The 24,557-nt window shown below is 72.0% G+C and carries 19 protein-coding genes; 9 read left to right on the top strand and 10 right to left on the bottom strand.

The window, feature by feature from the left end; translation table 11 throughout:
- Both ACIRS4_RS09540 and ACIRS4_RS09545 read left to right on the top strand, forming a co-directional pair.
- Window positions 1-394, top strand: a 394-nt coding sequence (locus tag ACIRS4_RS09540; RefSeq protein WP_404192423.1) for a hypothetical protein, incomplete at its 5' end; no start/stop codon positions are given.
- Window positions 395-576: 182 nt separating this feature from the next.
- Window positions 577-1,257 carry a class F sortase gene (locus tag ACIRS4_RS09545; protein WP_404192425.1) on the top strand — a complete coding sequence of 227 codons (681 nt, stop codon included), beginning with the start codon at window positions 577-579 and terminating at the stop codon, window positions 1,255-1,257.
- Window positions 1,258-1,270: 13 nt separating this feature from the next.
- Here the strand turns inward: ACIRS4_RS09545 and ACIRS4_RS09550 are convergent, their stop codons facing one another.
- The 4 genes from ACIRS4_RS09550 to ACIRS4_RS09565 form a co-directional block, all read right to left on the bottom strand.
- The gene (locus ACIRS4_RS09550; RefSeq protein ID WP_404192427.1) at window positions 1,271-1,747 is read right to left on the bottom strand and encodes an MSMEG_6728 family protein; all 477 of its coding nucleotides are present in this window, start codon (window positions 1,745-1,747) and stop codon (window positions 1,271-1,273) included.
- A 9-nt stretch (window positions 1,748-1,756) separates the two neighbouring features.
- Window positions 1,757-4,033: a catalase gene (locus ACIRS4_RS09555; RefSeq protein ID WP_404192429.1), complete on the bottom strand. Its 2,277-nt coding sequence runs from the start codon at window positions 4,031-4,033 to the stop codon at window positions 1,757-1,759.
- A 267-nt stretch (window positions 4,034-4,300) separates the two neighbouring features.
- Window positions 4,301-5,854, bottom strand: coding sequence for an MFS transporter (locus ACIRS4_RS09560; protein ID WP_404193075.1), 1,554 nt, complete (start codon window positions 5,852-5,854; stop codon window positions 4,301-4,303).
- Between the two features lie 334 nt (window positions 5,855-6,188).
- Window positions 6,189-7,883: a cellulase family glycosylhydrolase gene (locus ACIRS4_RS09565; RefSeq protein ID WP_404192432.1), complete on the bottom strand. Its 1,695-nt coding sequence runs from the start codon at window positions 7,881-7,883 to the stop codon at window positions 6,189-6,191.
- 215 nt (window positions 7,884-8,098) lie between these two features.
- Here ACIRS4_RS09565 and ACIRS4_RS09570 point away from each other — a divergent pair, with 215 nt between their 5' ends.
- Entirely contained in the window at window positions 8,099-9,283 is a 1,185-nt protein-coding gene (locus tag ACIRS4_RS09570; protein ID WP_404193078.1) for an amidohydrolase, read from the top strand.
- A gap of 641 nt (window positions 9,284-9,924) precedes the next feature.
- On the opposite strand, the gene ACIRS4_RS09575 is transcribed toward ACIRS4_RS09570, so the two are convergent.
- From ACIRS4_RS09575 to ACIRS4_RS09595, 5 genes are all read right to left on the bottom strand, one after another.
- A complete protein-coding gene (locus ACIRS4_RS09575) occupies window positions 9,925-10,926 on the bottom strand; it encodes an MASE1 domain-containing protein (protein ID WP_404192435.1) in 1,002 nt (333 codons plus the stop codon).
- A 51-nt stretch (window positions 10,927-10,977) separates the two neighbouring features.
- Window positions 10,978-11,826 (bottom strand): PP2C family protein-serine/threonine phosphatase, encoded by an 849-nt coding sequence (locus ACIRS4_RS09580; protein WP_404192438.1) that lies wholly within the window; start codon window positions 11,824-11,826, stop codon window positions 10,978-10,980.
- Window positions 11,827-11,976: 150 nt separating this feature from the next.
- Window positions 11,977-13,617 carry a phosphoglucomutase (alpha-D-glucose-1,6-bisphosphate-dependent) gene (pgm, locus tag ACIRS4_RS09585; protein ID WP_404192440.1) on the bottom strand — a complete coding sequence of 547 codons (1,641 nt, stop codon included), beginning with the start codon at window positions 13,615-13,617 and terminating at the stop codon, window positions 11,977-11,979.
- Between the two features lie 130 nt (window positions 13,618-13,747).
- Complete coding sequence (locus tag ACIRS4_RS09590) at window positions 13,748-14,065, bottom strand: hypothetical protein (RefSeq protein ID WP_404192442.1); 318 nt, start codon at window positions 14,063-14,065, stop codon at window positions 13,748-13,750.
- Window positions 14,066-14,152: 87 nt separating this feature from the next.
- Window positions 14,153-14,326, bottom strand: a complete 174-nt coding sequence (locus ACIRS4_RS09595) for a hypothetical protein (protein ID WP_351096659.1) — start codon at window positions 14,324-14,326, stop codon at window positions 14,153-14,155.
- Between the two features lie 216 nt (window positions 14,327-14,542).
- Between ACIRS4_RS09595 and ACIRS4_RS09600 the strand changes: the two genes are divergently transcribed.
- Window positions 14,543-15,211 (top strand): lysophospholipid acyltransferase family protein, encoded by a 669-nt coding sequence (locus ACIRS4_RS09600; RefSeq protein WP_404192445.1) that lies wholly within the window; start codon window positions 14,543-14,545, stop codon window positions 15,209-15,211.
- Between the two features lie 269 nt (window positions 15,212-15,480).
- Here ACIRS4_RS09600 and ACIRS4_RS09605 read toward each other — a convergent pair whose 3' ends face one another.
- Window positions 15,481-16,470 (bottom strand): LacI family DNA-binding transcriptional regulator, encoded by a 990-nt coding sequence (locus ACIRS4_RS09605; RefSeq protein ID WP_404193080.1) that lies wholly within the window; start codon window positions 16,468-16,470, stop codon window positions 15,481-15,483.
- Between the two features lie 393 nt (window positions 16,471-16,863).
- On the opposite strand from ACIRS4_RS09605, the gene ACIRS4_RS09610 reads away from it, so the two are divergent.
- The 5 genes from ACIRS4_RS09610 to ACIRS4_RS09630 all read left to right on the top strand — a co-directional run bounded on the left by ACIRS4_RS09610 (window position 16,864) and on the right by ACIRS4_RS09630 (window position 24,491).
- Entirely contained in the window at window positions 16,864-17,790 is a 927-nt protein-coding gene (locus ACIRS4_RS09610) for a carbohydrate ABC transporter permease (protein WP_404192448.1), read from the top strand.
- Window positions 17,791-17,794: 4 nt separating this feature from the next.
- Window positions 17,795-18,742, top strand: coding sequence for a carbohydrate ABC transporter permease (locus ACIRS4_RS09615; protein ID WP_404192451.1), 948 nt, complete (start codon window positions 17,795-17,797; stop codon window positions 18,740-18,742).
- Between the two features lie 83 nt (window positions 18,743-18,825).
- Window positions 18,826-20,160, top strand: a complete 1,335-nt coding sequence (locus ACIRS4_RS09620) for an ABC transporter substrate-binding protein (protein WP_404192454.1) — start codon at window positions 18,826-18,828, stop codon at window positions 20,158-20,160.
- A 79-nt stretch (window positions 20,161-20,239) separates the two neighbouring features.
- A complete protein-coding gene (locus tag ACIRS4_RS09625) occupies window positions 20,240-22,285 on the top strand; it encodes a beta-galactosidase (protein WP_404192456.1) in 2,046 nt (681 codons plus the stop codon).
- Between the two features lie 151 nt (window positions 22,286-22,436).
- A complete protein-coding gene (locus ACIRS4_RS09630) occupies window positions 22,437-24,491 on the top strand; it encodes an RICIN domain-containing protein (protein WP_404192458.1) in 2,055 nt (684 codons plus the stop codon).
- Window positions 24,492-24,557: the final 66 nt, after the last annotated feature.

Consider the following 24,557-nt stretch of genomic DNA (forward strand, 5'->3'; position numbering starts at 1 on the left):
GTCCAAGGACAGTGAGAAGGACAGCGAGAAGGACAAGGAGTCGTGGGGCGGCGGCCACGACAAGCCGAGCGGTGGCGTCCACACCGGTGGCGGCGCCCTGACCCTCACGAACGACGACGAGTGGGCGACGGCCAAGGACCCCAAGCACGACCCGGAGACCTACAAGAGCAAGGACGAGGAGAAGGGCTCCTGGTCCAAGGACAGTGAGAAGGACAGCGAGAAGGACAAGGAGTCGTGGGGCGGCGGCCACGACAAGCCGAGCGGTGGCGTCCACACCGGTGGCGGCGCGCTCGCCGCGCCCGGAGTGACCACGAGCGGGCTGGCCGCCCTCGCGGTCGCCGGCGCCGGCGTGTACGCGGTGCGCCGCCGGAAGGCTGCGGGAAGCGCGGCCTGAGCCGTGCAGGGTGCGATAGCAGCCGTGGCCGCCACCGTGCACGTGTGGCGGCCCGGCCGCCTTTCCGGCCGCCGTTCACGGCGGCCGGATCCCCGGCCCCCGCCCCGGGCCGCGGTGCGCCCGCCCCGTCCGCTCCGTCCGACCGTCCGCTCCGCCGCTGTGCTCAGTGAGGTGGTTTCCCGATGCCAGCCAGTCCTCCCTCCGTCGCGGGCGCCGAGCCGACGCCGCCGGTCCAGGGGTCCCGCGCCGGAATGACCGCGTTGTGCGCCGTGGCGGTCCTGGCCGTGGGGCTGCACCTGTTCGGGGGCGGTTCCACACCGCCCGACGACTCTCCCCCGCCGTACGCCCCGCCGCCCGTCCGGGTCTCCGCCGCGCCGACCGCGCCCGTCGGCAGCCCCACCGGCAAGCGGCTGCCCCGTTCCCGGCCGGTGCGTCTGCTGATCCCGAAGATCGGCGTCGACGCTCCGTTCACGGATCTGAGGATCGGTCCCTCGGGGCACCTCGAAGCACCCCCGCCGAACGACACCAACCTGGTCGGCTGGCACGTCGACGGCGCCTCTCCCGGCGAGGCGGGCACCGCCATCATCGCGGGGCACGTCGACACCAAGACGTCCCCGGCGGTGTTCGCGGGACTGAGCGAACTGTCCGAGGGGGACGTCTTCCAGGTCACGCGGGCCGACCGGCGCAAGGCCTCGTTCGTCGTCGACGACGTACAGACCTTCGAGAAGGACGACTTCCCCAGCGAGCGCGTCTACGCCGACACCCCGCAGGCCCAGGTCCGGCTGATCACCTGCGCCGGGGACTACGACCGCTCGGCCAAGGACTACACGGCGAACCTGGTCGTCTTCGGCCACCTTCTCTGAGCCTGACGAGCCCTCACGGAGTGCGGGCACGGTCCGAGGCGGGCCAGACGTAGGGCAGGTCGTCGGGGACGCCCGGGAACAGGGGGGCGTAGAACTCCGGCTCCTTGCGCACCAGCGCGGACCGGTGGCTGCGATGGAAGGCGGGGTCGCCCAGCCACGGCGGCAGGTCGCCGGTCTCGGCCAGCCGCCGCTGGGTGCGGACGACATCCGCGCCGCCGCCCGGCCCGGCGAGGCCGGCGACCAAGGACGCGGCGCAGGTGTCCGCGCGGCCGGCCGCCGTCCACACTCCGCACACCTCCAGTCCGTAGCGCACCAGCGCCTCCTCGTACCCGGTCCACATCCGCACCGCCGGGTGGTGCCGCCAGCCGTAGCCGGCGACCGTCAGTCCGCGCAGCACCTGGAGGGTCTCGACGCGCTGCTTGCCCAGCCGGCGCGCGTCCAGGGCGGCGGCGGACCGGGTGAAGTCGGAGTAGGGCAGGAAGGTCTGCATGGTCTCCCGTCAGACGAGGACGAACCGCTCCCAGGCCCGGTGCTCGCCCAGGAGCCGGGTGAGCTCGCCCACGGCGCCGGCTCCGTCGGACGCCAGGACCACGCCCGGCGCGTCGACGGCGATCCCGCACGCTTCGAGGGCGCTCTCGCCGCCCGCCCAGGCCCCGATGGCCTTGCCGTGCCGGAACGCCTCGGACAGCAGCAGGGTGACGCGGGGGTCGGCCGCCGACTGCCGCGGGGCGGCGGGGAACGCCTTGGCGTCACGGGCGCCGAACGCGTCGCCGCCGATCGAGGGGTTCCCGGCGAGGAGCAGGGCGTCGAACTCGACGGAGCGGGCGGTGGCGTAGGTCCGCTGGACGGTCACCGCCCCGTCGCCCGAGCCGAGGACGCCGCCGGTCGGCGCGACGACCAGCGGGACCATGCCCGCCTCGAGGACCGCGTCGCGTACGGCCCGTACGCCGTCGAGGTCGCTGTCGGGCGAGGCGACGACGCCGATGATCCGGCCGTCCGTGGGCCAGGTGCGGCCGAGCTGGGAGAGGGCCGGGCTGGGCTCGACGTCGGCGAGGGGCACGGTGGGCTCGGGCGCGGGGAGTCCGAGTCCCTCGGCGACCGCCGCACACAGCTCGGCATCGATGTTGGCGAGCACCTGGAGGCCACGTTCCTTGATGGCCTGCTCGTAGCACTTGCCCAGTTCGAAGGTGTAGGCGCCGATGATGTGCTCGCGCTCCACCGGGGTCATGCTGAGCCAGAACCGGCGGGGCTGGCTGAAGTGGTCGGCGAAGGACTCGGGCGCCGCACGGACCTTGGTGGCCTCCGGCACCCGTACCGGCGTCTCGATGAACGCGCCGGCGTCCGCGCCGGCGGTGAACGGGCAGCCGCCGTCGAGGGAGTTGGGCCGGTAGGGGGCGACGCCCCGGTGCACGGCGGTCTGGTGCATGCCGTCGCGCAGCATGTCGTTGACCGGCGTGTGCGGGCGGTTGATGGGCAGCTGGGAGAAGTTGGGGCCGCCGAGACGGGTGATCTGGGTGTCCAGGTAGGAGAAGAGACGTCCGGCGAGCAGCGGGTCGTCGGTCACGTCGATGCCGGGGACCAGGTGGCCGACGTGGAAGGCGACCTGCTCGGTCTCGGCGAAGTAGTTCGACGGGTTGCGGTCGAGGGTGAGCAGGCCGACCGGCTGCACGGGGGCCAGCTCCTCGGGGACGAGGTTGGTGGGGTCGAGCAGGTCGATGCCCTCGAAGGTCTGGTCCGGGGTGTCGGGGAAGGTCTGGATGCCCAGCTCCCACTGCGGGTGGGCGCCCGCCTCGATGGCGTCGGCGAGGTCGCGGCGGTGGAAGTCGGGGTCGACGCCGTTGATGATCTGCGCCTCCTCCCACACCAGGGAGTGCACGCCCAGCTTGGGCTTCCAGTGGAACTTCACCAGCGTCGTCGCGCCCTCGGCGTTGACCAGGCGGAAGGTGTGGACGCCGAAGCCCTCCATCGTCCGGTAGGAGCGGGGGATGCCCCGGTCGGACATGTTCCACAAGGTGTGGTGGGTGGCCTCGGTGTGCAGGGTGACGAAGTCCCAGAACGTGTCGTGGGCGCTCTGCGCCTGAGGGATCTCCCGGTCGGGGTGGGGCTTGCCCGCGTGGACGACGTCGGGGAACTTGACGGCGTCCTGGATGAAGAACACCGGCATGTTGTTGCCCACCAGGTCGAAGACGCCCTCGCTGGTGTAGAACTTGGTCGCGAATCCCCGGGTGTCGCGGACGGTGTCCGAGGAGCCGCGGGAGCCGAGCACGGTGGAGAAGCGCACGAAGACGGGCGTCTCCTCGTCGTCGGCGAGGAAGGCGGCCTTGGTGACGGCGGACGCCGTGCCGTAGCTCCGGAAGACGCCGTGCGCCGCCGCGCCCCGGGCGTGGACCACGCGCTCGGGGATGCGCTCGTGGTCGAAGTGCATGAGCTTTTCGCGCAGGTGGTGGTCCTGCAGCAGCACCGGTCCTCGGGGGCCCGCCTTGAGGGAGTGATCGGTGTCGTGCAGGCGGGTGCCCTGCGCGGTGGTCAGATGGCTCCCGGACTGCGCGGCGCGCGCCTGGTCGGCGCCGGTGGGCTGGCCGGTCGGCGAGACGGTGTCCGGGCCGCTCTGGTCGTGCTTGGGCGGGAGCGGCTCCCGGGGCCGGGTGGGCTCGGTGACCGGCGGGGACTGGGGGGCGGGCTTGCCCGGGACGCCCTCTTCCGGGCCCGCGCCGTCGCCGTGAAGTGTGTCGACGATCTTGTCCGCGGCCCGCTTGAGGGGGTTGGTCTCGCTCATCAGCACGTTCCTTCGCGTCGTGGGTTGCCCGCCGGAGTCGACAAGAAGTTCCGCAAGCGGGGAAAGCCGGTTCCACGTCCGTCCGCCACCGCTCGCCGACGCCGGGTCCCCGGCCCTGCCGATACGAAACTCCGTGACCAGGCGCGGGGGACGCGGGAAGGCGGCCGCGGGGGGAGGACACGACGGCGCCCCCGCCGTGGCCTCGGTGGCTTCGGCGGGGGCGCGTCACGACGGGCCGTCGGAGGCGACGGCGGGCCGGGCGTCAGTTCATCGGCCCGATCCGGGGCGGCGCGCACCGGCGCCGGCCCGGGAGTCCTGCTGGATCCGGTACAGCTCCTGGGACGTCGTGATCAGTTCCTTGCGCTCCTCCTTCGAGCCCACCATCGGCTGGGAGCCGTTCAGGGAGACCTGCGCGCTCTCCGGCAGGAACTTGACCGTCACCAGGCCGATGACACCGGCCAGCATCAGGTAGTAGGCGGGCATCATGTCGTCGCCGGTGACGCTGACCAGCGCCTCGGTGACCAGCGGCGTGGTGCCGCCGAACGCCGCGACGGCGAAGTTGAAGCCGATGCCCATGGCGGCGTAGCGGACGGCCGTCGGGAACAGCGCCGGCAGGGTGGCGGCGCTGGGCGCGGCGAAGCAGGCCAGCAGCGTGGAGAGGATCAGCACGCCGAGGATGGGCGGCCAGGTGCCGTCCATCTTGATCAGCAGGAAGGAGGGAACCGCCAGCACGATCATCGCGGCGGCGGCGACTCCGTAGACCGGGCGTCGTCCGACCCGGTCGCTGAACCGTCCGACGAAGGTGATCAGCAGGACGATCCACAGCATGCCCACGAGCACCAGGACGTCGGCGGAACCGCTGGACCGGTTGAGGGTCTCCGTCTGATAGGTGGGCAGGAAGCCGGTGACCATGTAGTTCGTGACGTTGTACAGCAGCACCAGGCCCATGCAGATGAGCAGCGGCCGCCAGTGGTTCTTGACGATGGTCTTGAACTCGCCGCCGGCGGACTCCTGGGCGAGGCTCTTCTCGTGGTCGTCGAGCTGCTGCTGGAAGGCGGGCGACTCCTCCAGCTTGAGCCGCATGTACAGACCGATCACGCCGAGCGGGCCGGCGATGAGGAACGGCAGACGCCAGCCCCAGGAGAGCATCTGATCGTCGGTCAGGGCCAGGTTCAACACGGTGACCAGGGCGGATCCCAGCGCGTAGCCGACGAAGGTGCCGAAGTCGAGCCAGCTGGAGAGGAATCCGCGGCGCCGGTCGGGTGAGTACTCGGCGACGAAGGTGGTGGCGCCGCCGTACTCGCCGCCGGTGGAGAAGCCCTGCACCATGCGGGCGAGCAGCAGCAGGATCGGGGCGGCGATGCCGATGGTGGCGTAGCTGGGGATCAGGCCGATGGCGAAGGTGCCGACCGCCATCATGATCATGGTGGTGGCGAGCACCTTCTGCCGGCCGAGCCGGTCTCCGAGCGGGCCGAAGACGAGGCCGCCGAGGGGGCGCACCACGAAGGCCGCGGCGAAGGTCGCGAAGGAGGAGATGACCTGGGCGGCGGGGGACGCGCCAGGGAAGAACACCTTGCCGATGGTGGCGGCGAGGTAGCTGTAGACGCCGAAGTCGAACCACTCCATGCAGTTGCCGAGCGCCGAGGCGCCGACCGCGCGCTTGAGCAGCGGCCGCTCGACGACCTGGACGTCGTCCTCACGGAAGGCGCGCTTGGTGCGGCGCAGCCGGCGGAGGAGGTCTTTGCGGACCTGTACGGGCAGTTCCTCGACGGTGTCGTCCGCCGTCGGCGTCGGCTTCGGGTCTGGTCGCCCTTCGGACATGACATCGGACACAGCGGTACCTTGGCGCCTTTCTCACAGTGGGGAGATGTGTGCTCTGACGGGGAGTTCCGCGTTTCGCGGGGTGATGTGTGTGTGCGGGGAGTGTTCGTTTCGCGGGGTGGGTGTACTTCCGTCGGGGTGACGCGGCGCGGAACGCGACGGGGGCGGTGCAGACCTCCCCAGGCAGCACCGCCCCCGCATCACATCACCCGTCCCAGCTTGTGCCCGGCAATCCCGGGCTCACACCGGGCACGTGTCCGTTGTCACAGTGGGGCATGCGTGAGCGGCCCGGCCGCCCCCGCTCGGGGTGGTCGACCGGGCCGGAACGTGCAGGTCAGGCGGCGGTGCAGGCGGCGCCGTTCAGAGTGAAGGCGGTGGGGGCGGTGTTGGCGGCGCCCTTCGCGCCGATGAAGCCGACGGTGACCGTGCCGCCGACGGGGACGGCCGAGGTGTAGGAGGCGGCGGCGACGCTCACCGTAGCGCCGCTCTGGGTGGGCGTCCCGCCCCACATGCTGCTGACGGTCTGCCCGTCGGCGAAGGCGAAGCGGAGGGTCCAGCCGTCGATGGGCGTGGCGCCGGTGTTGCGCAGGGCGATCTCGCCCTGGAAGCCGCCCGGCCACTCCCCCAGCACACGGTAGCGGACGGAGCAGGCCGCGCCGGGGGTTCCGCCGCCCTGGGTGGTGAGGGTCACCGCGGCCGAGCGGGGCGAGCGGTTGCCGGCGGCGTCGCGGGCGTAGACGGCGAAGGTGTACGCGGTGCTCGGGGTGAGGTTGGTGAGGGTCGCGGAGGTGGTCGTGGAGGAGGCGGCCGGGGTCTCGGCGCCACCGCTGATCCGGACGACGTCGTAACCGCTCACGCCGACGTCGTCAGTGGCGGCACTCCAGGCGAGGGTGGCCGAGGTGGCGGTCACGGCGGAGGCGGCCGGGGCGCCGGGGGCGGTCGGGGGCCGGGTGTCGCCGGGGCTGCCGCCGCCGAAGACGGTGGCTTCCTCGGCGGTTCGGGCGATGCCGTCGACGCCGTGGAAGACGCGCTGCCCCCAGGCGCTCAGGTTCGCGGGGTCGAAGCCGATGGACAGGTCGAGGGCCGGGTCGGTGTTGCCGCTCCACGACCAGGCCAGGTAGCCGAGGTCGAGCCGCTCGGCGGCCGCCATCATGGTGTCCTCGTCCGGGTCGCCCCACTGGTCGGCGGGACCGCCGAACTCGCCTATGAGCAGCGGGAGTTTGGCGTTCACGTAGGCGTTGAGGTAGTCGGTGATCTCCGCCGCGGTGTCGTAGACGCTGTACATGTGGATGGAGAAGATCAGGTTGCCGGTGGGGTCGGCGTCGTACACCGAACGGGCGTTGGCGCGCATGACGCCCTGCCAGTCCTGGCCCCAGTTGGGGGCGTCCACCATGAGGGTGTGCTGGAGGCCCGCGGCGCGCAGTTTCTTCACGGCCGCGATGGTGGGGGCGGTCCAGCCTTCCGGACCGGTATTGCCCCAGGGCTCGTTGCCGAGGTTGACGATGACGTAGTTCTCCTCGCCGGCCAGCACGCTCTTGAGGCCGATCCAGTAGTCGGCGGCCTGGTCGAGGGTGCCGGCGGCGGCCTCCTCGCCGTAGCCGGTGGTGTCGTGCACCTCCAGAACGCAGATCAGGCGGTTCGCCTTGCACTGGGCGATGACGGCGGCCACTTCGGCGGGGGTGTTCTTCGTCCAGCGGTGGCCGTCGGCCAGGACGACCCGCACGGTGTTGGCGCCCAGCGCCTTGATGTCGGAGAGGGACCGTGTCTGGTTCGGGTACCAGGTGTACGCGTGGTTGACCCCGCGCATGACGAAGTCGTTGCCGTTGGCTTCGAGCAGCCGGCCGTTGCTGATGTGCAGCCCGGTGGCGAGCGTTCGGGGCGCCGGGCCGGTCTGGGCGGACCGTGCTCCGGTCCGGGCTGCGGCCTGCGCGGCGACCGGGGTGAACACCCCGACGACCAGGGTCAGCCCGAGCAGGGCGGCCAGCCAGGGGAGAAATCTCGTGGGTGCCGTGCTGTGTGCTCTTCTCACTGCGACTCCAGGGGGGAGTGAGCGCCGGAAAACGCGGGGCAGCGGTGGGGGAGACCTGGGAGCGCTCCCATCAAGCCATCGTTGCCGAGTACACGTCAAGACGTCGGGCGTGAGGGAGTGTTGCGGAAAACGGGGTGTCGTGAGGTCGGGTTCCGGTGGAACCCGGTTCATGTCAGCGACACCCGCCGATGCCTCCGGGAGGCCCCGTGTCCGCCATGTCCGACGCCGATGACGTCCAGCGGCGGGTCCGTGAGGAGGTGGGCGCGCGGGCCGACGCGCTCTGGGAGGTGGCGGCGGCGCTGCACGCCGACCCCGAGTACGCCTTCGAGGAGCGGCGGGCCGCCTCACGGCTCACGGGCGAGCTGCGCCGGGCCGGGTTCGAGGTGCGGGACGGCGTGGCGGGGATGCCGACCGCGTTCACCGCGCGATCGGGTGAGGGACGGCCGGCGGTGACGCTGCTGCTGGAGTACGACGCGCTGCCCGGCCTCGGCCACGCCTGCGGGCACAACCTCATCGCCGCCGCGGGTCTGGGGGCCGCGCTCACCGTGCGAGCGGTGCTCGGCGACGGCCCGGCGGCCGCCGGGACCGTGGTGGCGGTGGGCAGTCCGGCCGAGGAGGGCGGCGGGGGCAAGGTGCTGGAGGTGGAGGACGGGGTCTTCGACGACGTCGACGCCGCGCTCATGTTCCATCCCGGGGTCCACGACTGGGTCCGTGCGCCGCTGACCGCTCAGGAGCAGTACCGGGTGGGCTTCCACGGCCGGGCCGCGCATCCCACGGGCAACCCCACGGAGGGCGTGGACGCCCTCGCCGCGCTCGTGGAGCTGTTCAACGTGCTGTCCGCGCTGGGGCGGCGGCTTCCTGAGGCCTCGCACGTCCAGGGCATCGTCACGGACGGCGGCAAGGCGACGAACATCGTGCCGGAGTACGCGGAGGGCCGGTTCGGGCTGCGCGCGGCCACGACGGGGGCGCTGGACGAACTGGCGGAGCGGCTGCGCGCGTGCGCGCGGGGGGTGGCCCTGGCGACGGGCACGACGTGCGTGGTCGAGCGGGTCGGGGTGCGGTACGAGCACTTCCGGGACAGCGGGGTGCTGTCGGGGCGTTTCGCCGGGCATCTGGGCCGTGCGGGGATCACGCTCGCTCCGCCCGCGCCCGGGGTGTACCTGGGGTCGTCGGACATCGGGAACGTCAGCGGGCGGGTGCCGGCGATCCACCCGTTCGTCGCGATCATGGGCGAGGACGGCTCCGACCACACGCCTCAGTTCGCCGAGGCGGCGGCGTCCGAGCGGGCCCGCCAGGTGCTCACGGCGACGACGGAGGCACTGGCGTGCACAGCGCTGGACGTCCTGCGGGACGCGTCGCTGAGGAGCGAGGCGTGGGCGGAGCACAGCCGCGTAGCGTGAGCGGAGCGCGGAGGACGGCGCCGCAGGGCACGGAACCGTCAGCCGGCAGTGGCGGCAGGCGCACAGTGGTGAGCGTGCCTGTAAGGCGAGTCAGGGGTGCGCGGTCCCCCGGCCTCTGACGCCGGCGGCACCGGCCTCGGGCGGCCGAGCCGGTCGTCGTGCCGCGAGACGACGGGGTGGGCTGAACGCCGCCGCGAGCGCGAGCGGGGCGGCGGGACGTGGGGCGCGGCGGCCGGCGCCGGAGGACACGGAACCGTCACCCGGCGGCAGCGGCAGAGGCGGCGTCCGAGCGCCGCCAGGCGCTCACGGCGACGATAGAGGCGCTGGCGTGCACAGCGCTGGACGTTCTGCGGGACGCGTCGCTGAGGCGCGAAGCATGAGCGGAGCGCGGCGGCCGGCGCCGCAGGACACGGAACCGTCACCCGGACCCGGCGGCAGCGGCACGCAGTGCTGAGCGTGCCGGTAAGGCGAGTCAGGGGTGCGCGGTTCCCGGCCTCGGGCGGGCAAGCCGGTCCTCGTGCCAATGGGCGCGGCGTGGGCGGAACACCGGCGCGAGCGTGAGCCGGGTGCGGGGCGCACCACAGTGTCCTGCGTCGGGGCGTGGAATCGTCGATCCGGTAGCCGGTGGACGCGGCGGGGTGTCAGGTGTCGGGGGGTGGGCCGTCGGTCCTCTTCGGGGGGCGGGAGGGGGGCTCGCCCGCGGTGAGGTGTTCCAGGACCTGTACGAGTTCCTGGCAGGCCCGTTCCACCGAGCGGCGGGTGTTGCGCTGCTCGGTGATCACCGCGGAGAGGAGCAGCGCGGTCAGGGCCATCGTCCCGTTGAAGGCCTGGAGTTTGATCATCACCTCGACCCGGGAGAGCCCCGCGAAGGGACCGGACTCGTCGGTGGCCGCGATGGTGGCCACGACGGAGGCCGCGAGGGCGCACAGGATGCTGCCGACGAGCTGGAAGCGCAGGGCGGCCCAGATCAGCAGCGGGTAGACCAGGAAGAGCAGGCTGAGGCCGCTGTAGGTGGCCAGGGGGACGATGGCGACGGCGATGAGGGCGAGACCGGTGGCCTCCGGCCAGCGGGACAGGGGCGGTGGGCGGCGGGTGCTGTGCAGGACGAGCAGGACGGGGGTGACGAGCAGGACGCCCATCGCGTCGCCGACCCACCAGGCCAGCCAGACGGGCCAGAAGGCGGTCGCCGCCAGCCGGTCGAAGAGGACGAGGACACCGACGCCGACGGTGGCGCTGACCGTCATCGCGGTGAGGGCGGCGAGGAAGACCAGCGCCAGGCCGTCCCGCAACCGGGCGAGGTCCTTGCGGAAGCCCACCTTGCGCAGCATCAGGTAGGCGCAGACGGGGGCGGCCGTGTTGCCCAGGATGTTGAAGACCACCATCGGGCGGAGCGCGGTGAGCGACATGATGACGAGCAGCGATCCCAGGACGATGCCGAGGGTGGACCGCAGCCCGAGGACCAGCAGACAGGCGACGGCGACGCCGGAGGGCGGCCAGATGGGGGTGAAGACGGCTCCCTCGACGACGAGCTGCCGTACGAGGCCCAGTCGCCCGGCCGCGTAGTAGGCGAGGGCCACCGCCGCCGTCTCGACGGCGAGGACGCCCGCGCGGCGCAGTTCGCTGGTAGCCACCACAGCAGCCATGAGACACCGGGGCGGCCCCGACGGCGAGGCGAGCGCTCCCGGTCACCGGCCCTATGGCTGAACGCGGGACGCCCGGGGGCCGAGGACGCCGTCGTGTCCGACGACGAGGACGGCCGCGTCGTCCTCGTGTCCCACGCGTTCGGCGCCCCTGATGACGGCGGCGGCGAGGGAGCCGGCGTCCATGCCCGCGACGGCGGCGACGCCGGCGAGCCGCACGACTTGGTCGAGGCCTTCCTCGACGCTCAGGGAGGGCCCTTCGACCACGCCGTCCGTGAGGAGGACGAAGACGCCGCCTTTGGTGAGCCGGTAGCGGGTGACCGGGTACACCACGTGCTCCAGGACGCCCAGCGGCGGCCCTCCCTCGTCCTCGGCGACGCCGGACTTTCCGTCGGCGGTGGCCCACACGCAGGGGATGTGACCGGCCCGAGCGCTCTCCAGCAGGCCGGTGACCGGGTCCAGGCGCATGAAGGTGCAGGTGGCGAAGAGCTCGCTGCCGAGGGTGAGGAGCAGCTCGTTGGTGCGGGCGAGGAGTTCGCCCGGCTCGCCGGTGACGGAGGCCAGCGCGCGCAGGCCGACGCGCACCTGGCCCATGAAGGCGGTCGCCTCGATGTTGTGGCCCTGGACGTCGCCGACGGAGAGGCCGAGGCGTCCGTCGGGCAGGGTGAAGGCGTCGTACCAGTCGCCGCCCACGTTGAGGCCGTGGCAGGCGGGGGCGTAACGGACGGCGAGGCGGACGCCGCGGGGTGTGGGCAGGTCCCTGGGGAGCATGCCGCGCTGCAGGGCGATGGCCAGTTCGACGCGGGTGCGTTGGAGTTCCGCGCGCTCGCGCGCCTGGGCGGTGAGCGATCCGAGTCTGGCCAGCAGCTCGTCGCCTTCGTCCGTGGTGCGCTTGCGGGGCATGGATCACCTCGGAGGACGGTTGCCCTTTCGGGCGAACGTCACCATTGGACGTAAAAGCGTCATCTTTTACGTCTAATGGATGATAGCGACCCGGGCGGCGGCCCGTGGTCCCGTGGGGTCGCCGCCACCGCCCGCCGCCCTTCAGCCGGGTCAGCCGCCGAGCGCCGCCATGACCACGTCCTTCGCCTCCTCCTGCACCCGGGCGAGGTGGTCCGGGCCGTGGAAGGACTCGGCGTAGATCTTGTAGACGTCCTCGGTGCCCGAGGGGCGGGCGGCGAACCAGGCGTGGTCGGTGGTCACCTTGATGCCGCCGAGGGCCGCGCCGTTGCCCGGAGCCTCGGTGAGCACGCCCGTGACGGGGTCGCCGGCGAGGGTGTCCGCGGTGACCTGCGCGGGCGAGAGCTTGGCGAGCAGCGCCTTCTCCTCGCGGGTCGCCGGGGCGTCGACGCGGGCGTAGGCGGGCTCGCCGAAGCGGGCCGTCAGCGCGGCGTAGTGCTCGGAGGGGGTCCTGCCGGTGACGGCGGTGATCTCGGAGGCCAGCAACGCCAGGATGATGCCGTCCTTGTCGGTGGTCCACACCGAGCCGTCGCGGCGCAGGAAGGACGCGCCCGCCGACTCCTCGCCGCCGAACCCGAGCGAGCCGTCGGCCAGGCCGTCCACGAACCACTTGAAACCGACGGGCACCTCCACGAGACGGCGGCCGAGGTCGCCCGCGACGCGGTCGATCATCGAGGACGAGACCAGGGTCTTGCCGATCCCGGCGTCGGCGGGCCACTGCTCGCGGTGGGAGTAGAGGTAGGAGATGGCGGCGGCCAGATAGTGGTTGGGGTTCATCAGGCCGGCGTCGGGGGTCACGACTCCGTGCCGGTCGGCGTCGGCGTCGTTGCCCGTGGCGATGTGGAACCGGTCGCGCTGGTCGATGAGGGAGGCCATCGCGTAGGGCGAGGAGCAGTCCATGCGGATCTTGCCGTCCCAGTCCAGCGTCATGAACCGCCAGGTGGGGTCGGTGAGCGGATTGACCACGGTGAGGTCGATCCGGTGCTGCTCGGCGATGCGGCCCCAGTAGGCGACGGACGCCCCGCCGAGCGGGTCCGCGCCGATGCGCACGCCGGCGGAGCGGATCGCGTCCAGGTCCAGGACGGCCGGCAGGTCGGCGACGTAGGCGCCGAGGAAGTCGTGGCGGCCGGTGCCGGGGGCGGTGAGCGCCCGCGCGTAGGGGATGCGCCGTACGTCCTTGAGGCCGGCCGCGATGATCTCGTTGGCCCGGTCCTGGATCCAGGAGGTGGCGTCGGAGCCGGCGGGGCCGCCACTGGGCGGGTTGTACTTGAAGCCGCCGTCGGCTGGCGGGTTGTGCGAGGGGGTGACGACCACGCCGTCCGCGAGGCCGGCGGTGCGGCCGCGGTTGTGGGTGAGGATGGCGTGCGACACGGCCGGGGTGGGCGTGTAGCCGTCGGCGCTGTCGATGAGCACCGTGACGTCGTTGGCGGCGAACACCTCCAGGGCGGTGACGCGGGCGGGCTCGGACAGGGCGTGGGTGTCGGCCCCGAGGAAGAGGGGGCCGTCGGTGCCCTGGGCGGTGCGGTACTCGCAGATCGCCTGGCTGGTCGCGGCGATGTGGTCCTCGTTGAACGCGGTGTTCAGGGAGGAGCCGCGGTGCCCCGAGGTGCCGAAGGCGACCCGCTGCGCCGGGTCGGCCGGGTCGGGGTGCAGCGCGTAGTACGCGGTGACCAGCCTGGCGACGTCGACGAGGTCCTCGGGGCCGGCCGGCCGACCCGCTCGTTCGTGCTGCATGGTCCGTTCCTCCGCATGGGTGTGATCCGTCGCTCGCCGTCTCATCTTTCCTCGTGACGGCGGGGGCACGCGAGGGGGGTCGGCCGGCCGGGCGGGGGACGCCGTGCGGCGTCCCGGTCAGGAACCCGGTTCAGACCTCGGAGTCGATGCCGGTGACGACCGCGGGACCCAGCGGGGCCGCGCCGTCGTCGAGTCCGGCGGCGCGCAGGGCCGAGTCGGCGAGCTCGCGCGCCTCCTCTTCGGCGTGGGGGACGCTGTCGGCCTCGACGGTGAGCCGGATGGTGAAGGTGCCGTCCTCGTTCACGGTGAGGGCGTCGAGGTCCTCGGTGGCTCCCATGCGGGTGCGGTGCGGGTCGGCGGGGCGCAGGCTGCGGCTGAGGTGTGCTCGGGTGTCCTCCTCGACGGTGGTGGTGAACGTGCCGGGCACGGTGATCACGTAGGTCGTCATGGTGGTCCTTTCCTCGGATCCTCTCCCGCGTACCCAGACCTGGCGGGCGGCATGGCCCGTCCCGCGCGGGGACGGGCCGTGCCGCGGTCAGCGTCTGCCGCGGACCGACCAGCCGCTGCCGACTCCGGCGAGGTGGAGGGCGAGCAGGGTCAGGCCCAGGAGCATGATGTTGACGGAGGTGAAGGCGTCGTTGGTCGAGATCTCCGCCGCGTTGATGAGGAAGGCGATGAAGAACGCCACTGCCGCGATGATGGCGAGCACGGATGTCCGTCCCTTCGGTTGTGTGGATGCGCTGCCGTTGGTGTGGTGACTGGGTGTCCCTGTTCCCGAATGCCCCCGAGCGGGCCGTGAACACGGCTTGCGACGGGCGGAGTTGGCGGCGTTTCTGAGTAGCCGTACTCAGGCGCGGGCGGGTTGACGCCGGGAGACTGAGGGCCACCGCGCTTCGCGCAACGCCCCGAGCGGAAAGGCCTCGTCGTGCTCACTCGCGCCGCCTCCGTCCTGGTGCCCCTCTTCGGGCGCCTCACCGTGACCAGCGAACTGAGGATGCGTCTGCCCGCGGGGACCATCTTCGCCGCCAACCACGACTCGCTGGCCGACCCCGCGGTCGTCCTGAGCGCGCTGCGCTCGCTGGGCGTGGAGCCGGTGGTCATGGCCGCGGCGGGGCTCTGGCGGGTGCCGGTGCTCGGCCGGGCGCTGGCCCGAGAGGGGCACATCCCGGTGCACCGCCGCTCGGCGCGCGCCGCGCACGCGCTCGACGCCGCCGCCGAGGCGCTCGCGGGCGGGCGGCACGTGCTGCTCTACGGCGAGGGCGGGCTCCCTGGGCGCAGGGACGCCACCCCCGGCCCGCCGGAGGCGTTCCGCAGCGGGCTCGCGCGGCTCGCACAGACCTCCGGCGCGCTGGTGGTGCCGGTGGGCCACGTGGGCGCCCGCAGGATCTCCTCGGGCTCGACGGCGAAGCAGCTGGCCGGCGTCCTGACGGCCCCGGTGCGCCGCCCCCGCTGCCACGTCCACGTCGGCGCGCCGCTGAGACTGCCCACGGAGGCCCGGACCGGCACGGCGGCGGCCCGCCGGGCGGTCACGGTGGCCTGGCGGACGGCGGCCCGCGCGGTGGGCGATCAGGAGGCACAGCTCCACCTCGTCTGACACCCGCCGCCCGACCCTCGCGAGAGGGAGACGGCTCGGGGACCCGACGACGTCTCGGAGACCCGACGGCTCAGGGACCTGACGTCTCGGAGCCCCGACGGCTCAGGGACCCGACGGCTGGAGGACCCGACGGCTCAGGGATCTGACGCCGCGCAGACCCGACGGTGCGGGGATCTGACGTCTCGAGGACCCGACGGCTCGAAGACCCGACCGCTCCTCACCACCTCGCACCCGGACACGCGGCCCCGAGAAGGCGCGGGCCCCGGCTCTCAGCCCCTCGGCGGCGGCGCCGTGCTGGAGCGCCGGACCAGGCGGGTCGGCACCAGGGTGGTCCCGTGTTCGGGGCCGTCCCGGCGCATCTTGCGCAGGACGGCCTGGACGCAGAGGCGGCCGACCTCGGCGAAGTCCTGGTGGAGCGTGGTGAGCGGGGGCTGGAAGGAGCCCGCCTCGGGGATGTCGTCGAAGCCGATGACGCTGACGTCCTCTGGGACGCGGCGTCCGCGTTCGTGCAGGGCGCGCAGCAGACCGAGCGCCATCTGGTCGTTGGCCGCGAAGACGGCGGTGCAGTCCTCGCGGGCGGCGATCTCCAGGCCGGCCCGGTAGCCGGACTCCGCCGACCAGTCGCCCCGCACGACGGGCGGCGCGGTGCGGCCGGCCTCGGCGAGGGCGCCGTGCCAGGCGTCCGCGCGGCGCTGTGCGGCGAAGGAGCCCTCGGGGCCGGCGAGGTGCCAGACGGTGGCGTGGCCGAGGTCGAGCAGATGCTGCACGGCGGTGCGGGTGCCGCCGGCCTGGTCGGTGTCGACGACGGTGTAGTGGCTGCCGGCGTCGGAGTCGACGACTACGACCTGGACGTGCGGCGGGAGGGTGACCGTGGCCGCGTCGAGGAGGTGCACCTCCATGATCACGATCACCGCGTCGACGGCGAGCTCCTCCAGCCGGGAGAACGCGCCGCGCACCTCGTCCTGGGTGGGGACGGCGACCGGCAGCAGGGTCACGGCGTACCCCTCGGCCGCCGCCGAGGTCGCGATGGCCTCCAGGGTGCGGACGTTTCCGGTGGTGGAGAGGGTGAAGGTGATGACGCCGATGGTGCGGAACTCGCCGCGTTTGAGGGCGCGGGCCGCGCTGTTGGGGCGGTAGCCCAGCTCCTTCATCGCCGCCAGCACCTGCTGCCGGGTCTCCTCGTTGACGCCGGCGTAGCCGTTGGAGACCCGGGAGACCGTCTGGGAGGAGACGCCTGCGAGGCGTGCCACGTCCGCCATGGAGGCGGTGGTCCGGCGGCGCGACCGCGCCCGCTGCCCGGCGCCGCCCGTCGCGGGCACGGCCTCCTGCGGCCCGGGGACGCGCCCGGGCGCGTCCCCGGCCGGGCCCCGCACCGTCCCGATCTCGTCCGCCCGGGATCTTCCCGCCATCTCCACTGCGCAGCCCGACCCTTCTTCCACCGCGGCGCCCCATGGTCTCCCCGCGGTCTCCCCAGAGGACCCTTGACCATGGTTATCGGGGCAGTGTAGACATGCCGCCATCAGATGTTTACGTAAACATAACAGGCAGTCGCCCCATTTACGGCGCTGATGTTTGCGTAAACATCCTGGCGGTGCGGCTCAGCAGGTCGGCGCGGCACCGCGGGCTCCAGGACAGGACGAACGAGGAACGACATGACGACGCTGCAACCGCCGGCGGCCGCCGCACCCCGGCCGGCCCCTCCCCCGGCGAGACGGGACCGACGCTCCTGGGCGGGGTGGGGTTTCCTAGGTCCCTTCGTGGCCGTGTTCGCCCTGGTCTTCCTGGCCCCGATCGGATACTCGATCTACCTCAGCCTCTTCCGCGACCAGCTCATCGGCGGCACCACCTTCGTCGGCCTGGACAACTACACGCAGGCCCTTCAGGACGACCAGTTCTGGGACTCCCTGGCCCGGGTGGCGCTCTTCCTCGCCGTCCAGGTTCCGATCATGCTCGGCATCGCCCTGCTGGTGGCCCTCGCCCTGGACAGCGGCCGGCTCTACGGCAAGAGCTTCTTCCGCATCACGATCTTCCTTCCGTACGCCGTGCCCGCCGTGGTCGCCACCCTGATGTGGGGCTTCATGTACGGCACCAAGTACGGCCTGGTGGGCGACATCAACGAGGCGTTCGGCGTCTCGCTGCCCGACCCGCTCTCCCCCGACCTGGTCCTGGCCTCCATCGGCAACATCGTGACCTGGGAGTTCGTCGGCTACAACATGCTGATCTTCTACTCGGCGCTGCGCGTCATCCCGCACTCGCTCTACGAGGCCGCGGAGATCGACGGCGCCGGACAGATCCGCGTGATCACCGCGATCAAGCTGCCGGCGATCCGGGGCGCCCTCGTCATCGCGACGATCTTCTCCATCATCGGCAGCTTCCAGCTCTTCAACGAGCCGAACATCCTGCGGCCGCTGGCCCGCAACGCCATCACCACGGACTACACCCCGAACTTCTACACCTACTCGCTGTCCTTCAACGGCCAGCAGCACAACTACTCCGCGACGGTGGCCATCATCATGGGCCTCATCACGATGGTGATCGCCTACGTCGTGCAGCTGCGCGGCATGCGCAAGGGAGCGTGACCCGATGAGCAGCCCTCTCACCACCGCCTCCCCCACCCCGCCCGCCGCGACCGCCGACGCCCCCAAGGCCGCGCCCCGGCTGCGCGGGCCGCGCCGGCACACCGCCCAAAAACCCCGTCGCAGCGTCCTGTTGACGGTGCTGACCGCCCTGATCGTCCTGTACACCGTGGTGCCGCTGATCTGGCTGGCCATCAACGCCACCAAGACGCAGGCGGGTCTGGCCGACTCCAGCGGCCTGTGGTTCAGCGACGACTTCGCCCTCTGGGACAACATCCGCGACACGTTCACGTACAACGACGGCGTGTTCGGCCGCTGGCTGCTCAACACCCTGCTGTACGTGGTGCTCGGCGCGGGCGGCGCCACCTTCCTCGCGGTGCTGGGCGGTTACGCGCTGGCGAAGTTCGACTTCCCCGGAAAGCGCGGCGTGTTCGCGGTCGTCATCGGCGCGGTCGCCGTCCCCGGCACGGCGCTCGCGGTGCCCACGTTCCTGATGTTCAGCAAGATGGGCCTCACCGACACCCCGTGGGCGGTGATCATCCCCTCGCTGGTGTCGCCGTTCGGCCTGTACCTGATGTGGGTCTTCGCCTCCGAGGCGATCCCCACCGAACTGCTGGAGGCCGCCCGCATCGACGGGGCCGGCGAGGCCCGCACGTTCTTCCGGGTCGCCCTGCCGCTGCTGGCCCCCGGCATCGTGACCGTGCTGCTGTTCACCACCGTGGCCACCTGGAACAACTACTTCCTGCCGCTGATCATGCTCAAGGACCCGGACTGGTACCCGCTGACCCTGGGGCTGAGCGCCTGGAACGCACAGGCCGAGACCATCGGCGGCGAGGTGATCTTCAACCTGGTGATCACCGGTTCGCTGCTCACCATCCTGCCGCTGATCGCCGCCTTCCTGCTGCTGCAGAAGTACTGGCAGTCCGGTCTGGCCGCCGGAAGCGTCAAGGAGTGACCTCGCGGCCCGGCCGCCGCCCCTGAGCCCCACACACTTCACCCTCACACCCTCACCCACCACCAAGAAGCGGAAGCACCTCCATGCACAGAAGGACCAGCCGGGCGCTGCGTGGCATCGCCCTCCTCTCCACGCTCGCCCTGGGCGCCACCGCCTGCGGCGGCTCCGACGACAGCTCGGACCAGAAGGCGGTCTCCGCCGGCGACGTCAAGGCGGCCCTGGAGAAGGGCGGCACGGTGACGGTCTGGGCCTGGGAGCCCACGCTGAAGACGGTCGCCGCCGACTTCCAGAAGAAGTACCCCAAGGTCAAGATCAACCTGGTCAGCGAGCGGTCGGGCGACAAGCACTACACCGCGCTGTCGAACGCGATCTCGGCCGAGAAGGGCGTGCCCGACGTCGCCCAGGTCGAGTACTTCGCGGTGAGCCAGTACTCCCTCACCAAGGGCCTGACCGACCTCAAGCCGTTCGGCGCGGACAAGCTCGCCTCCAAGTACACCCCGGGCCCGTGGAACGCGGTCAGCGAGGGCGACGCCGTCTACGGCCTGCCGATGGACTCCGGCCCCATGGCGCTGTTCTACAACAAGAAGGTCTTCGACAAGTACAAGATCGCCGTCCCCACCACCTGGGACGAGTACGTCGAGGCCGCCCGCAAGCTGCACAAGGCCGACCCCAAGGTCTACATCGCCAACGACGCCGGCGACGCGGGCTTCACCACCAGCATGCTGTGGCAGGCCGGTTCGCGCCCCTACAAGGTCGACGGCACCAAGGTGAAGGTCGACTTCGCCGACGCGGGCGCCAAGAAGTACACGGACACCTGGCAGAAGCTCCTCGACGAGAAGCTCCTCGCGCCGGTCAACGGCTGGACCGACGACTGGTACAAGGGTCTCGGCGACGGCACCATCGCCACCCTGGCCACCGGCGCCTGGATGCCCGCCAACTTCGTCACCGGCGTCCCGAACGCCAAGGGCGACTGGCGCGCGGCTCCCATGCCGGCCTGGACCAAGGGCGACAAGGCGAGCGCGGAGAACGGCGGCAGCTCGCTGACCCTGCCCGCGCTGGGCAAGAACAAGGAACTCGCCTACGCCTTCGCCGAGTACGCCAACGCCGGTGACGGCGTGAAGACCCGCGTCAAGCAGGGCGCCTTCCCCGCGACCACCGCGGAGCTGCAGTCCACCGAGTTCCAGTCGACCAAGTTCGACTACTTCGGCGGCCAGGAGGCGAACAAGATCTTCGCCGAGTCCGCGGCCAACGTCGCCAGCGACTGGTCGTACCTGCCCTTCCAGCAGTACGCCAACTCGATCTTCAACGACACCGTCGGCAAGGCCTACGTCGGCGGCACGAAGCTGGCGGACGGTCTGAAGGCCTGGCAGGACGCCTCCGTCAAGTACGGCAAGGAGCAGGGCTTCACCGTCGAGTAGCCCTCGGCACGCAAGTCCGCCGGGCGGCGCGGCACGTCGGCCGCGCCGCCCCCGCGCACCCTCTTTCGGAAGGACCGCCATGATCTCCACCCTCCAGTCCCGCATGCTGCGCGGGACGGACGGTGACCCCGCCCCGCGTCTGGCCTACGGCGCCGACTACAACCCCGAGCAGTGGCCCCGGGACGTGTGGGAGGAGGACGTCCGGCTGATGCGCGAGGCCGGCGTCACCGTCGTGTCCGTCGCGATCTTCTCCTGGGCGCGCCTTCAGCCGGGCCCCGAGGAGTGGGACTTCGGCTGGCTCGACGAGGTCATGGACCTGCTGCACGCGGGCGGCATCGGCGTCGACCTGGCAACCGCCACCGCCTCCCCGCCGCCCTGGCTGACCGCCGCCCACCCGGAGATCCTGCCGGTGACGGCGAACGGCGAGACGCTGTGGCCGGGGGCGCGCCAGCACTGGCGGCCGACCTCGCCCGTCTTCCGTGAGCACGCCCTGCGCCTGGTCCGCGCGATGGCCGACCGCTACAAGGACCATCCGGCGCTGGTCGCCTGGCACGTCTCCAACGAGCTGGGCTGCCACAACATCTACGACTTCTCCGACGACGCGGCCCGCGCCTTCCGGACCTGGCTGCGCGCCCGCTACGGCACCCTCGAAGCGCTCAACCACGCCTGGGGGACGGCGTTCTGGTCGCAGCGCTACAGCGACTGGGAGCAGATCCTGCCGCCGCGGCTCGCCGCCTCGCACCCCAACCCGACCCAGCAGCTCGACTTCAAGCGGTTCTCCTCCGACGCGCTCAAGGACCATCTGCGCGCCGAACGGGACATCCTGCGCGAGATCACCCCGGACGTGCCCATCACCACCAACTTCATGGTGATGGGCGGCACCAAGGGCATGAACTACCCGGACTGGGCCGACGAGATCGACTTCGTCTCCAACGACCACTACGTCCACCCCGGCCCGCAGGACCGCGACGAGCTGTCCTTCTCCGCGAACCTGGTCAGCGGCATCGCGGGCGGCCGGCCCTGGTTCCTGATGGAGCACTCCACCAGCGCCGTCAACTGGCAGCACGTCAACGTGGCGAAGCGGCCCGGCGACCTGGCCCGCGACTCGCTGCTGCACGTGGCGCACGGCGCGGACGCGGTGTGCTTCTTCCAGTGGCGGCAGTCGGCGGCCGGCGCGGAGAAGTACCACTCGGCGATGGTTCCGCACGCCGGCCCCGACAGCGGCCTCTTCCGCGCCGTGCGCGACCTCGGCGCCACCCTCAAGTCGCTGGCCCCGGTGGCCGGTTCGGAGCGGGAGTCCGCCGCCGTCGGCATCCTCTACGACTGGGAGTCGTGGTGGGCGAGCGAGCAGGACTCCCACCCCACCGCGCTGCTCGACTACCGGCAGGAGGCGCTCGACTGGTACTCCGCGCTGCTCGCCCTGGGCGTCCGCGCCGACCTGGTCACCACCCGCGCCGACCTCTCCCGGCACCAGGTGCTGATCGCCCCCGTGCTGCACATGGTGCCGGCCGAACTCGCCAAGGAGCTGACCCGCTACGCGGAGCAGGGCGGTCACCTCGTCACCACCTACTTCTCCGGCGTCGTCGACCAGAACGACCATGTGTGGCTGGGCGGTTACCCGGGCGCCCTGCGCGAGCTGCTCGGCATCCGGGTCGAGGAGTTCGGGCCGCTGCTCGACGGGCAGAGCGTGGAGCTGGACGACGGCGGCACCGGCACCCTGTGGACCGACCAGATCGACGTCGCCGACGACGACACCGAGGTCCTCGTCCGCTACCGCACGGGCACGCACGCCGGCCGGCCCGCCGTCACCCGCCGGGTGACGGAACGGGGCTCCGCCTCCTACGTCTCCACCCGCCTCGGCGTCGACGGGCTCGTCGCGCTGCTGCCACGGCTGCTGGAGCCGGCCGGGGTGCGCAGCGAACTGCCGGCCGAGCTGCGCGGACGGGTCGAGCTGACCGTCCGTCGAAGCGCCTCGGAGCGCTTCCTGTTCCTGGTCAACCGCACCGACGCCGCGGTGCCGGTGACCGGGCTGGACGGCGAGATCCTGATCGGCGCCGGCGACGAGGGCGGCGCGCTCGTCCTTGGCCCGCGCGAGGTCGCCGTACTGCGCCGGCCCGTCGGCTGAGCGCGAACGCACCGCACCACAGGTATCACCCGCACCACCTCCATGACTCCTCGGCGTGGACACGGCTTCGTGTCCACGCCGGGGGCCATCCCCTCCCGCTCTGGCGGCGGGAGGGGCCCACGCAGCGACCGCACCGCAGTTGGGAGCACAGATGGCACGCCGTATCCGCAGCAGACGGTCCCTCGGGGCCGCGGCACTGACCGCCCTGGCCACCGGGGCCGCCCTGCTCAGCGTCCCCGCGCAGGCCGAGGCCGCCTCCTCGGTCACCGTTCGGCCGGACCCGTCGTACCAGCAGGAGAAGTTCGAGGGCTGGGGCACCAGCCTGGTCTGGTTCGCCAACGCCACCGGTGACTACCCGCCGGCGATCCGCGAGAAGCTGGCGAAGCTCCTCTTCGACGACGACGGCCTCGCGCTGAACATCGCCCGCTACAACGTCGGCGGCGGCAACGCCCCCGACGTCAAGGACTACCTGCGCGCCGGCGGCGCCGTCGAGGGCTGGTGGAAGGCCCCGGCGGGCACCACCCGCGAGGACACCGACTGGTGGAGCGCCGACGACCCGGCCGACTGGAACGCCGACGCCGACGCCACCCAGCGCTGGTGGGTGGACCGCATCAAGAAGGACATCACCCACTGGGAGACCTTCAGCAACTCGCCGCCCTGGTTCATGACCGTCAGCGGCTACGTCTCCGGCGGATTCGACTCGGGCGCCGACCAGTTGAAGACCGAGTCGGTCGACGACTTCGCCGCCTACATGGCCGGCGCGACGAAGCGGCTGGAGCGGGCGCACGGCATCAAGGTCAAGACCGTCGACCCGTTCAACGAGCCGAACACCACCTACTGGGGCACCCGGCTGGGCGCGGACGGCCAGCCCGTCGGCGGCCGTCAGGAGGGCGCCCACATAGGGCCCGAGCTCCAGCAGAAGGTCCTCGCCGCGCTGGACCCGGCGCTGAAGAAGGTGAAGACCAACGCGCGGATCTCGGCCATGGACGAGACCAATCCGGGCATCTTCGCGCAGAACTGGAACTCCTACTCCCAGGCGTCGCGCGACCTGGTCGACCAGATGAACGTCCACACCTACGGCACCGGGCAGCGCACCACCGTGCGCGACCAGGCCAAGGCCGCCGACAAGACGCTGTGGATGAGCGAGGTCGAGGGCGACTGGGGCGACGGGCAGAGCTTCACCGACATGCGCCCGGGCCTCGGCCTGGCCCAGCAGATCGTCAACGACCTGCGCGAACTGGAGCCCAGCGCCTGGGTGTTCTGGCAGCCGGTCGAAGACTACGACAACATGAAGCCGGGCGGCGAGTCCGCCAAGGGCGGCAACTGGGGCTCCATCCAGCTCCCGTTCAGCTGCACCTCGAAGGACACGCTGCAGAGCTGCCCGATCTACACGAACACCAAGTTCGACACCGCCCGCAACTTCACCCACTTCATCAAGCCCGGCGACCGGCTGATCAAGGTGGACGACACCTCCAGCGCCGCCGCCGTGACCGCGGACGGCAAGGGCCTGTCGCTGGTGCACGTCAACAGCACCGCCGAGGCCCGCACGGTCACCATCGACCTGTCGAAGTTCCGCAAGATCAGGGACGGCGCGACCGTCACCCCGGTCGTCACCAGCGCCGACGGCAAGCTCCAGAAGAAGGCCCCGGTCGAGGTCAGCGACGGCAAGGCCACCTTCACCGTGCCGGCCCAGTCGGTGACCTCCTTCGCCGTCACGGGCGTGTCCGACGCCGCGAAGGACGCCCCGGTGGTCCGCGAGGACCACACCTACACCCTGACCGGCGTCCAGAGCGGCAAGGCGGTCACCGTCGCACCCAACGGTGCCTCCCTGGTCATCGGCACGGCCAACGGCTCCGTCGCGCAGCAGTGGCGGCTGGACGCCCGCTACGGCGCCACCGACGGCGCCCGCCAGCGGTACGTGTTCGCCAACCCGGCGCAGGGCAAGCGACTCGCCGTCCGCAACAACGTGCCGGTGGTGGAGCCCGACACCGGCGTGCGCGACGCGGCCGCCGAGTGGATCCTGTCCACCACCGGCGACGGCACCTGGACCCTGGTGAACCCGGCGAGCAGCCGTGTCCTCGAGGTCGGCGGGCAGGCCACCAACGAGGGCGCCGCCGTCACCACCTGGCAGCCCAACTCCGGCGCCAACCAGCGCTGGAAGGTGACGGACGTGACCGCTTCGGCGAAGGGGACGAACGCCTCCTGACCCGCGCGTCCTCGACGCCCTGAACGACCTGCGCCCGCCCCGTGTCCCTCACGGTGCGGGCGCCGG

Source organism: Streptomyces sp. NPDC101166 (assembly GCF_044768125.1).
GTDB lineage: Bacteria > Actinomycetota > Actinomycetes > Streptomycetales > Streptomycetaceae > Streptomyces.

Coding starts and splice junctions, on each gene's coding strand:
- ACIRS4_RS09545 (WP_404192425.1), top strand. CDS start 577: ATGCCAGCCAGTCCTCCCTCCGTCGCGGGCGCCGAGCCGACGCCGCCG.
- ACIRS4_RS09550 (WP_404192427.1), bottom strand. CDS start 1,747: ATGCAGACCTTCCTGCCCTACTCCGACTTCACCCGGTCCGCCGCCGCC.
- ACIRS4_RS09555 (WP_404192429.1), bottom strand. CDS start 4,033: ATGAGCGAGACCAACCCCCTCAAGCGGGCCGCGGACAAGATCGTCGAC.
- ACIRS4_RS09560 (WP_404193075.1), bottom strand. CDS start 5,854: ATGTCCGAAGGGCGACCAGACCCGAAGCCGACGCCGACGGCGGACGAC.
- ACIRS4_RS09570 (WP_404193078.1), top strand. CDS start 8,099: ATGTCCGACGCCGATGACGTCCAGCGGCGGGTCCGTGAGGAGGTGGGC.
- ACIRS4_RS09575 (WP_404192435.1), bottom strand. CDS start 10,926: ATGGCTGCTGTGGTGGCTACCAGCGAACTGCGCCGCGCGGGCGTCCTC.
- ACIRS4_RS09580 (WP_404192438.1), bottom strand. CDS start 11,826: ATGCCCCGCAAGCGCACCACGGACGAAGGCGACGAGCTGCTGGCCAGA.
- pgm (WP_404192440.1), bottom strand. CDS start 13,617: ATGCAGCACGAACGAGCGGGTCGGCCGGCCGGCCCCGAGGACCTCGTC.
- ACIRS4_RS09590 (WP_404192442.1), bottom strand. CDS start 14,065: ATGACGACCTACGTGATCACCGTGCCCGGCACGTTCACCACCACCGTC.
- ACIRS4_RS09605 (WP_404193080.1), bottom strand. CDS start 16,470: ATGGCGGACGTGGCACGCCTCGCAGGCGTCTCCTCCCAGACGGTCTCC.
- ACIRS4_RS09610 (WP_404192448.1), top strand. CDS start 16,864: ATGACGACGCTGCAACCGCCGGCGGCCGCCGCACCCCGGCCGGCCCCT.
- ACIRS4_RS09615 (WP_404192451.1), top strand. CDS start 17,795: ATGAGCAGCCCTCTCACCACCGCCTCCCCCACCCCGCCCGCCGCGACC.
- ACIRS4_RS09620 (WP_404192454.1), top strand. CDS start 18,826: ATGCACAGAAGGACCAGCCGGGCGCTGCGTGGCATCGCCCTCCTCTCC.
- ACIRS4_RS09625 (WP_404192456.1), top strand. CDS start 20,240: ATGATCTCCACCCTCCAGTCCCGCATGCTGCGCGGGACGGACGGTGAC.
- ACIRS4_RS09630 (WP_404192458.1), top strand. CDS start 22,437: ATGGCACGCCGTATCCGCAGCAGACGGTCCCTCGGGGCCGCGGCACTG.